At 60.4% G+C, this 8,149-nt stretch carries 8 protein-coding genes and 2 pseudogenes; 8 read left to right on the top strand and 2 right to left on the bottom strand.

Annotated features, from left to right (window positions below):
* Positions 1-195: 195 nt before the first annotated feature.
* Positions 196-558 carry a hypothetical protein gene (locus EWE75_RS26105; RefSeq protein WP_165388507.1) on the top strand — a complete coding sequence of 121 codons (363 nt, stop codon included), beginning with the start codon at positions 196-198 and terminating at the stop codon, positions 556-558.
* A gap of 9 nt (positions 559-567) precedes the next feature.
* Here the strand turns inward: EWE75_RS26105 and EWE75_RS23185 are convergent, their stop codons facing one another.
* The gene (locus tag EWE75_RS23185; RefSeq protein WP_130160431.1) at positions 568-1,020 is read right to left on the bottom strand and encodes an Lrp/AsnC family transcriptional regulator; all 453 of its coding nucleotides are present in this window, start codon (positions 1,018-1,020) and stop codon (positions 568-570) included.
* A 124-nt stretch (positions 1,021-1,144) separates the two neighbouring features.
* On the opposite strand from EWE75_RS23185, the gene EWE75_RS23180 reads away from it, so the two are divergent.
* From EWE75_RS23180 to EWE75_RS23150, 7 genes and pseudogenes are all read left to right on the top strand, one after another.
* On the top strand, positions 1,145-2,380 hold the full coding sequence (locus tag EWE75_RS23180) for a thiamine pyrophosphate-dependent enzyme (protein ID WP_130160430.1): 1,236 nt from the start codon (positions 1,145-1,147) through the stop codon (positions 2,378-2,380).
* Positions 2,381-2,385: 5 nt separating this feature from the next.
* Complete coding sequence (locus EWE75_RS23175; protein WP_206364860.1) at positions 2,386-3,390, top strand: alpha-ketoacid dehydrogenase subunit beta; 1,005 nt, start codon at positions 2,386-2,388, stop codon at positions 3,388-3,390.
* Between the two features lie 6 nt (positions 3,391-3,396).
* Positions 3,397-4,632, top strand: a complete 1,236-nt coding sequence (locus EWE75_RS23170; RefSeq protein WP_130160428.1) for a dihydrolipoamide acetyltransferase family protein — start codon at positions 3,397-3,399, stop codon at positions 4,630-4,632.
* A 14-nt stretch (positions 4,633-4,646) separates the two neighbouring features.
* Complete coding sequence (gene leuC / locus EWE75_RS23165; RefSeq protein WP_130160427.1) at positions 4,647-6,095, top strand: 3-isopropylmalate dehydratase large subunit; 1,449 nt, start codon at positions 4,647-4,649, stop codon at positions 6,093-6,095.
* On the top strand, positions 6,092-6,670 hold the full coding sequence (gene leuD, locus EWE75_RS23160) for a 3-isopropylmalate dehydratase small subunit (protein WP_130160426.1): 579 nt from the start codon (positions 6,092-6,094) through the stop codon (positions 6,668-6,670). Before leuC ends, leuD begins: the two co-directional genes overlap by 4 nt.
* A 28-nt stretch (positions 6,671-6,698) precedes the next feature.
* Complete coding sequence (gene leuB, locus EWE75_RS23155; protein WP_130160425.1) at positions 6,699-7,742, top strand: 3-isopropylmalate dehydrogenase; 1,044 nt, start codon at positions 6,699-6,701, stop codon at positions 7,740-7,742.
* Between the two features lie 61 nt (positions 7,743-7,803).
* Positions 7,804-8,028, top strand: a pseudogene (locus EWE75_RS23150) (flavin reductase family protein); the annotation flags it as partial.
* Between the two features lie 8 nt (positions 8,029-8,036).
* Here EWE75_RS23150 and EWE75_RS25830 read toward each other — a convergent pair.
* Positions 8,037-8,149 (bottom strand): annotated as a pseudogene (locus EWE75_RS25830) (IS630 family transposase); the annotation flags it as partial.

Below are 8,149 nucleotides of genomic sequence, written 5' to 3'. Positions count from 1 at the left end.
CCGCTTGCGTAGATCAACCGACAGCGCCCTGGGCATGTATCAACCTCCTTGCTCGAAGGCCGTACTGAATCAGATCGCAACCGATTTGGGAATCGCCCACGATTCAATCAGATCGATTTATGCTCTATCTCGAAGTTCCGGCATGGATGTTCGATCGCGGGATTTGCGCCACGGTGCGTTTCGACGCTGCTCCCCATGATCGGAAATCACGCCGGCATGGCCCCGCTCACGCATTTGTTTGACAATCTTGCGCAGGATCTCGAAGAGCAGCCCGGCGCCGATTGGTGTGAGCGGCACGTAGCCGAGTTCGGCTATGATGAGCAGCTTCACCGCCGCCAGATCGCGCTGAAGCTTCGCACTGGCGACTATGAAGAGAACATCGTCCCGGTAACCGACGACTCTAAATGGGCGTCGGTTGTATGTCCGGGATCTGCATTTAACTGGTGCCGACGCATTTTTGGTGTTTGGTCAATGGAAGCGCTCAACTGCGGTGTAAGGATGTCAAAATTAGCCCCGGGTGCAGTTGGATACCTGATTTTCCGCTCGATGTCCTGGTGAGCCTTACGATCAGACCGGTAGCACCGTTGTCATTTTGACCGTCTTCAGTGCGAAACTCGAATTTATCGAGCTAACGCCCGGCAGATGGAGTAATACCTTTTTAAGGAAGCGCTCGTAATCTTCGATGCTTTTGGAAACGACGCGAAGCATGTAATCGCTCGTGCCGCTCATCGAGAAACTTTCGACGATCTCAGGATGGAGGCACACCGCCTGCTCCAAAGCATCCAATGTCTCTTCATCATGCTGCCTCAATCTCACATTGGCGAAAACATTGACCACCAGGCCCAGCAACTTGGCGTCGAGAAGAAGCGCGCGGCCGCCGATTACTCCGTCCGCCTCCAGTTTTTTCATGCGACGCCAGCACGGTGTATGCGACAGGCCGACCTTTTCGGCGAGTTCGGCGATCGGAAGATCGGGATACGCTTGCGCGATGCGCAGGATGCGTCGGTCAGTATCGTCCATCAGCGAATTTATCCTGCTTTGCTCGTTCCTCACGAATTACCATCCTAATTAATTTCGTAAAGTGGATAAATCGAGGCACTTTTTCCTCTCCTTCTTCGGCTAACCTCCGGCGAAAGGAGATGCGATGTCAAACCGTGCCAAGCTCAGCTTTTACGTGCCCGAGCCCCGCGTGCGGCCGGGGCACCAACCCAGCTTCGAACACTTTGAGATACCTCCAGCCGGTGCGGTGCGGCGACCCGAGGTTGGGTCTTCGGAACATGAGATTCGCGATTTGCCCTATACTCTGATCCGAGTACTCGACGAAGAAGGCCGGGCAGTCGGTGCGTGGGATCCGAAATTGCCGCACGAAACCATGATCGCGGGATTACGCGCGATGATGCTGACGCGCGCGTTTGATGATCGATTGTTCCGCGCGCATCGGCAAGGCAAGACGAGCTTCTATATGAAATCAACCGGTGAAGAGGCAATTGGCGCCGCCCAGTCTATGGTGCTCGAGGCGGAGGACATGTGCTTCCCTACCTACCGGGTACTGAGCTGGCTCATGGCACGAGGTTATCCGCTTTCCGATCTAGTGAACCAGATTTTCTCCAACGCCCGAGATCCTCTGCAGGGGCGCCAATTGCCCATCCTCTATTCGGCACGTGATTACGGCTTCTATTCGTTGTCCGGAAATGTCGGCAGCCGTTTCGGCCATGCGGTAGGCTGGGCCATGGCTTCCGCCTACTCGGAAGATGACAAGATCGCGTTGGCTTACATTGGTGAGGGGACCACGGCAGAAGGGGATTTCCACGAAGCGCTGACCTTCGCTTCGGTGTACCATGCACCTGTCATTTTGTGCGTCACCAACAATCAATGGGCGATCTCATCCTTTGCCGGCATAGCGGGGGCCGACGAGACGACCTTCGCAGCCAAGGCCATTGCTTACGGCATCCCTGGGCTACGCGTAGACGGCAACGATTTCTTGGCGGTTTGGGCCGCCACCGAATGGGCTGCCGAACGGGCACGCACCAACCGCGGCGCAACGCTGATTGAACTCTTTACCTATCGATCCGAGGGCCATTCAACCTCGGACGATCCGACTAAGTACCGCCCGGCTGACGAGCCCGCCATATGGCCCCTGGGTGATCCGGTCGAGCGGCTCAAGCAACATCTGATCGCGATCGGTGCCTGGGATGAGGATCGCCATGCCGCACTGGCTGCGGAACTCGACAAGACGGTGCGCGGCGCTGTGAAGGAGGCAGAGGCAATTGGTACCCTCGGCAAATCGAAACCCCCGGTGGAGCAGATGTTCGAGGGTGTATTCAAGGAACCTGACTGGCGACTGATCGAGCAGCGCGGTGAACTGGAGGCTTCCTCGTGACATCGATGAACATGGTCCAGTCGCTCAATTCCGCTCTCGACGTCATGCTCGAGCGCGACCCGAAGGTGCTGATCTTCGGCGAGGACGTTGGCTATTTCGGCGGCGTGTTTCGCGTGACCGACAAGTTGCAGCAAAAACATGGCCTCAAACGCTGTTTCGACGCGCCTATATCGGAGAGCGGGATCATCGCCACCGCGATCGGCATGGGCGCCTATGGCTTGCGACCGGTGCCTGAAATCCAGTTCGCCGATTATATTCTCCCCGCGTTCGATCAACTTGTCTCGGAAGCTGCGCGGTTGCGCTACCGTTCCGGGGGCGAATTCTGGGCTCCCATCACCGTGCGTTCACCCTATGGCGGCGGGATCTTCGGTGGGCAGACACACAGCCAGAGTCCCGAGGCTATATTCGCGCACATCACCGGGTTGAAGACGGTGATCCCGTCCAATCCCTATGACGCAAAAGGATTGCTGATCGCCTCGATCGAGTGCGACGATCCGGTGATTTTCCTCGAACCCAAGCGGCTCTACAATGGTCCGTTCGATGGACGTCACGAACAGCAGGTAAAATCGTGGGCCGGACATCCCGACGCGGATGTGCCTGACGGCTACTATACCGTGCCGCTGGGAAAAGCCGCGGTCGTTCGGGAAGGCGAGGCGGTAACGATGCTCGCTTACGGCACGATGGTCCATGTCGCCCTCGCGGGGATCCAGGACAGCGGCGTCGATGCTGAATTGATAGACCTGCGCTCCATTGTACCGCTCGACATCGATACGATCATAGAATCGGTGAAGAAAACCGGACGCTGTGTAATCCTCCACGAAGCGTCTCGCTATGGCGGCTTCGGCGGTGAGCTCTCAGCGCTGGTACAGGAGCGCTGCTTTCACTGGCTAGAAGCGCCGGTGGAACGGGTCGCCGGTTGGGACACGCCGTATCCCCACGCGTTCGAGTGGGACTATTTCCCCGGACCGAAGCGCGTTGCAACCGCGCTCAAGAAAGCAATGCAGGATTGATCGACCATGGGCACGTATAGCTTCAAGCTTCCCGATATCGGAGAAGGTATTGCCGAGGCGGAGATCGTCGCCTGGCACGTCGCGGTGGGCGACATGGTCGAGGAGGACGCTCCACTGGCCGACCTGATGACCGACAAGGCGACCGTGGAAATGGCATCGCCTGTGACGGGTCGGGTCATCCGGATCGCGGGCGATGTCGGCGAGATGATAGCAATCGGCTCGATCCTCGCGGAACTGAGGGTCGAGGGTGACGCCGACACCGATCCCGAGCCAGCTCAAGAAGGAGCTAAAACTCCCGCCGAAACGGTGCGGTTGGCAGAGTCCGATCCGGCTCCCGAGCTCCAGCTGGCGCCTGCGCCCGAGCCGATGGCGAAGCCCGGGCACAGCCGCATTCTCGCTTCCCCGGCGGTGCGCCAAAGAGCGAAGGATCTTGGCATCGATCTCGCCGACGTGAAAACCGCCGAAGACGGTCGGGTCCGTCATGCTGCCCTCGATGCCTTCCTAAGCTACAATGCCGGTGGCGGCTATCGACCTGCCGGTGGCAAGCGCCAGGACGAGCAGGTCAGAGTCATCGGCCTGCGCCGCCGCATAGCCGAAAATATGGCCGCGTCGAAGCGCGCCATCCCGCACTTCACCTATGTCGACGAAATCGACGTCACCAAGCTGGAGGAACTGCGGGCCGACCTCAATGCGACGCGCGGAGCCAAGCCTAAGCTTACCATGTTGCCGCTGCTGATCACCGCGATCTGCAAGACGCTGCCCGACTTTCCGATGATTAACGCCCGTTATGACGATGAGGCGGGGGTCGTCACCCGTTCGGGCGCGGTCCATCTTGGCATGGCGACTCAGACGAATGCCGGGCTGATGGTGCCGGTGATCCGCAACGCCGAGAGTTGCAATGTCTGGCAGCTGGCGAGCGCGATCGTGCGCCTTGCGGAGGCCGCGCGTACCGGCAAGGCGACGTCGCAAGAGCTTTCGGGTTCGACGCTGACAATCACCTCGCTCGGCCCGCTGGGCGGCATTGCGACCACGCCGGTGATTAACCGCCCCGAGGTGGCGATCATCGGCCCCAACAAGGTGGTCGAGCGGCCGGTATTCCGGGATCAGAAAGTCGTCGCCGCCAAGCTGATGAACCTGTCGATCAGTTGTGATCATCGTGTCGTCGATGGCTGGGATGCTGCCAGTTATGTCCAGGCGCTCAAGCGCCTGCTTGAGACGCCTGCGCTGCTATTTGTAGATTGAGTGGATCACAGCCCATGTCCAGCAAACCCCGCACTTTATACGAAAAGATCTGGAACGCGCATGTCGTCGAACGCCGCGACGACGGCACGTACTTGGTCTATATCGACCGCCATCTCGTTCATGAGGTTACCAGCGCGCAGGCTTTCGAGGCGCTTCGCCTCGCCGGGCGCAAGCTGCGGCGGCCCGACCTCACCCTGGCGGTACCCGATCACAACCTGCCGACCACGGCGCGGTTGGACGCCGAGGGCAGGCGCATTCCCATCGCAGACGCCGAATCGGCCACCCAGCTAGCCGCGCTCGAGAGGAACGCGCCGGAGTTCGGGGTGCGTTACATCGACGCGGTCGCGCCTGAACAGGGCATCGTCCATGTTGTTGGGCCGGAGCAGGGTTTCTCTTTGCCGGGCACGACGATCGTGTGCGGCGACAGTCACACTTCCGCGCATGGTGGTCTCGGCGCGCTGGCCTTCGGCATCGGCACGTCAGAGATCGAGCATGTCATGGCGACGCAGACGCTGCTGCTCGCACAGTCGAAATCGATGGAAGTCCGCGTCGAGGGCGTGCTCGGCAGGGACGTGACACCCAAGGACGTCGTGCTGCACATCACCGGCGTGATCGGCGCGGCGGGCGGAACCGGCTATGTCATAGAATATACCGGTAACGTCTTTCGCGAGATGTCAATCGAGGGCCGGATTACCGTATGCAACATGGCGATCGAGCATGGCGCGCGCGCCGGCCTGGTCGCCCCGGACGACAAGACGTTCGCATATATCGGAGGCCGTCCGATGGCGCCGAAGGGCGCGGATTGGGACAAGGCGCTCGCCTGGTGGCGGGTGCTAAAGACCGATCCGGACGCGCAATATGACAGGAGCGTGGTGATCGACGCAGCCGACATCGCACCCTGCCTCACCTGGGGTACCAGCCCGGAGGATGTGGTGCCGATCACCGGAGTGGTGCCTGATCCGGCGAGCTTCGCGGACCCTTCCAAACAGGTCGCTGCCCGGAAGTCGCTCGACTATATGGGTCTCACCCCCGGAACCCTTATGCAAGACGTGCCGGTCGAGCATGTCTTTATAGGCAGCTGTACCAATAGCCGGATCGAAGATCTGCGCGCCGCCGCCGCGGTGGTGCTCGGGCGCCACGTCGCGTCCAACATTCGTCAGGCGCTCGTCGTGCCGGGCTCCGGGCTCGTCAAGCGCCAGGCCGAAGCCGAAGGTCTCGACCGGGTCTTCATTGAGGCCGGGTTCCAGTGGCGCGAGCCGGGATGCTCGATGTGCCTCGCGATGAACCCGGACAAGGTGCCGGCAGGCGAACGCTGTGCCTCCACCTCCAACCGCAACTTTGTAGGCCGACAGGGACCGGGCTCCCGCACTCATCTCGTCAGCCCGGCAATGGCGGCGGCGGCGGCGGTGACTGGCCGTCTGGCGGACGTCCGCACCCTCAAGCCGTTGGGGGTAGAAGCATGAAGCAGATCCATGTCGTGGAGGGAAGGGCGATCCCGCTAGGCCTGAAGAATGTCGACACGGACGTGATCATCCCGGCGCAATATCTTAAAACGATCACCCGAAATGGACTGGGCAAGGGGGCGTTCGAGACGATCCGGGCGCAACCGGGCAACGTCTTTGACGATCCCGAAAATGCCGGCGCTAATATTCTGATTGCTGGCGACAACTTTGGCTGCGGTTCGAGCCGCGAACACGCCGCTTGGGCACTGAGCGACATCGGGATAGACGCGGTGATCGCGCCGAGCTTCTCGGACATTTTTTCCGGTAATGCCTTTAAAAACGGCATATTGACGGTGGTCCTGCCGCAGGACGTGGTGGACCGCCTCCTCGAGGTCGCCAGGACGGACCCAATCAGCATCGACCTGCAGGATCAGACGGTGACCACGCCGTTCCAGGACCGCTTCAGTTTCGAAATCGATCCGTTCCGCAAGCATTGCCTTCTCAACGGTCTCGACGAGGTCGGCATGACCTTGACGCAACACGTGGCGATTGCAGCGTTCGAAGCCAAAATGGCCGGCGAGCGGCCCTGGCTCTGAGTGAATAGATAATGAAAGGAAACCACCAATGTTGATTGCCTTGCTGCCCGGAGACGGCATCGGCCCCGAAGTCATCGCCGAGGCGGTTCGCGTACTCGGCAAGGTGGTCGGCGACAAGCTGAACTACGAGACCGCAGCGGTCGGCGGCGCGGCCTACAAAAGCGTCGGACACCCACTGCCGCCTGAGACGCTCGACATCGCCAAGCGGTCAAAAGCGATCCTCTTCGGCGCGGTCGGCGATCCCGACTGTGACCGGCTCGAGCGGCATCTCCGCCCCGAACAAGCGATCCTGGGTCTCCGCAAGGCGCTGAACCTGTTTGCCAATTTGCGCCCTGCGACTTTGTTCAAGGAACTGGCCGACGCTTCGGCGCTGCGGCCCGAAGTGGCGCAGGCGATCGACATGGTGATCGTCCGCGAACTCAATGGCGACGTTTATTTCGGCGAAAAGGGCATGCGCAAGACCGCTTCGGGCAGGCGAGAAGGCTATGACATAATGTCCTACGACGAGGACGAGGTCGCCCGCATCGCCCGTATCGGCTTCGAAACCGCCCGCGCGCGCCGGGGGAAGCTCTGCTCGGTGGACAAGGCCAACGTGCTCGAGACCTCGCAGCTCTGGCGCGATGTCATGATCGAGATCTCGACAGAATTTACCGACATCGAACTCAGCCACATGTACGTCGACAACGCTGCGATGCAGCTCGTTCGCAACCCTGGCCAGTTCGACGTGATCGTGACCGGCAATCTATTCGGCGACATCCTTTCCGACCAAGCATCGATGTGTGCCGGCTCAATCGGCATGTTGCCTTCGGCTTCGCTCGATTCGAACCAGAAGGGACTGTATGAGCCGATCCACGGCTCTGCGCCCGACATCGCCGGCCAGGGTAAGGCCAATCCGCTCGCCACTATCCTTTCAGCGGCGATGATGCTGCGCTATTCGCTCGGCATGGGCGCTGAGGCCGATCGCATCGAAGCGGCGGTGGCGAAGGCGCTGGAGAGTGGCGCCCGCACGTCGGACCTTGGTGGCAAGTTGACGACGGCGCAGATGGGCGACGCTGTGCTGGCTGCAATATAACCTGCCCATCCGCTCTCCCGCAAAAGCAAGTGAAGATCGCGCCACGAAGGACTTCTTTGGCATGAGTACCGCATCCGATATCGACATTTCAGGTGTTCGAAATGTGAAATCGAAGATCGACTCTCGCAAGTTTCGCGATGTACTCTCGGCCTATCCGACCGGGGTTTGCGTGGTCGCCGCGCAATCTCACGACGGGCGGAAGCACGCAATGGCCGTAGGTTCGTTCTCGTCGATATCGCTCGATCCGCCATTGGTCGGATTCTGCCCGGCGAAAACGTCGTCTAGTGCAGCGAGTCAGACGGAAGATGCAGGCAGTCTGGCGAGCTTGTCGAGGATTTGAGCGGCGGGCTTGGTCCAGACGAAGGGCTTTGGGTCGGCGTTGTGTTCCTTGAGGTAGCGATTGATGG

It is taken from the genome of Sphingomonas populi (genome assembly GCF_004208535.1).
GTDB lineage: Bacteria > Pseudomonadota > Alphaproteobacteria > Sphingomonadales > Sphingomonadaceae > Sphingomonas > Sphingomonas populi.
The sequence above is the reverse complement of the archived record's forward strand: the minus strand, read 5'-3'. Positions and strand labels throughout refer to the sequence as shown.

Bases quoted from the DNA above. Each gene is read 5' to 3' on its own strand.
- leuD (WP_130160426.1), top strand. From the start codon at position 6,092: ATGAAGCAGATCCATGTCGTGGAGGGAAGGGCGATCCCGCTAGGCCTG.
- EWE75_RS23185 (WP_130160431.1), bottom strand. From the start codon at position 1,020: ATGGACGATACTGACCGACGCATCCTGCGCATCGCGCAAGCGTATCCC.
- leuC (WP_130160427.1), top strand. From the start codon at position 4,647: ATGTCCAGCAAACCCCGCACTTTATACGAAAAGATCTGGAACGCGCAT.
- leuB (WP_130160425.1), top strand. From the start codon at position 6,699: ATGTTGATTGCCTTGCTGCCCGGAGACGGCATCGGCCCCGAAGTCATC.
- EWE75_RS23180 (WP_130160430.1), top strand. From the start codon at position 1,145: ATGTCAAACCGTGCCAAGCTCAGCTTTTACGTGCCCGAGCCCCGCGTG.
- EWE75_RS23170 (WP_130160428.1), top strand. From the start codon at position 3,397: ATGGGCACGTATAGCTTCAAGCTTCCCGATATCGGAGAAGGTATTGCC.
- EWE75_RS26105 (WP_165388507.1), top strand. From the start codon at position 196: ATGATCGGAAATCACGCCGGCATGGCCCCGCTCACGCATTTGTTTGAC.
- EWE75_RS23175 (WP_206364860.1), top strand. From the start codon at position 2,386: ATGAACATGGTCCAGTCGCTCAATTCCGCTCTCGACGTCATGCTCGAG.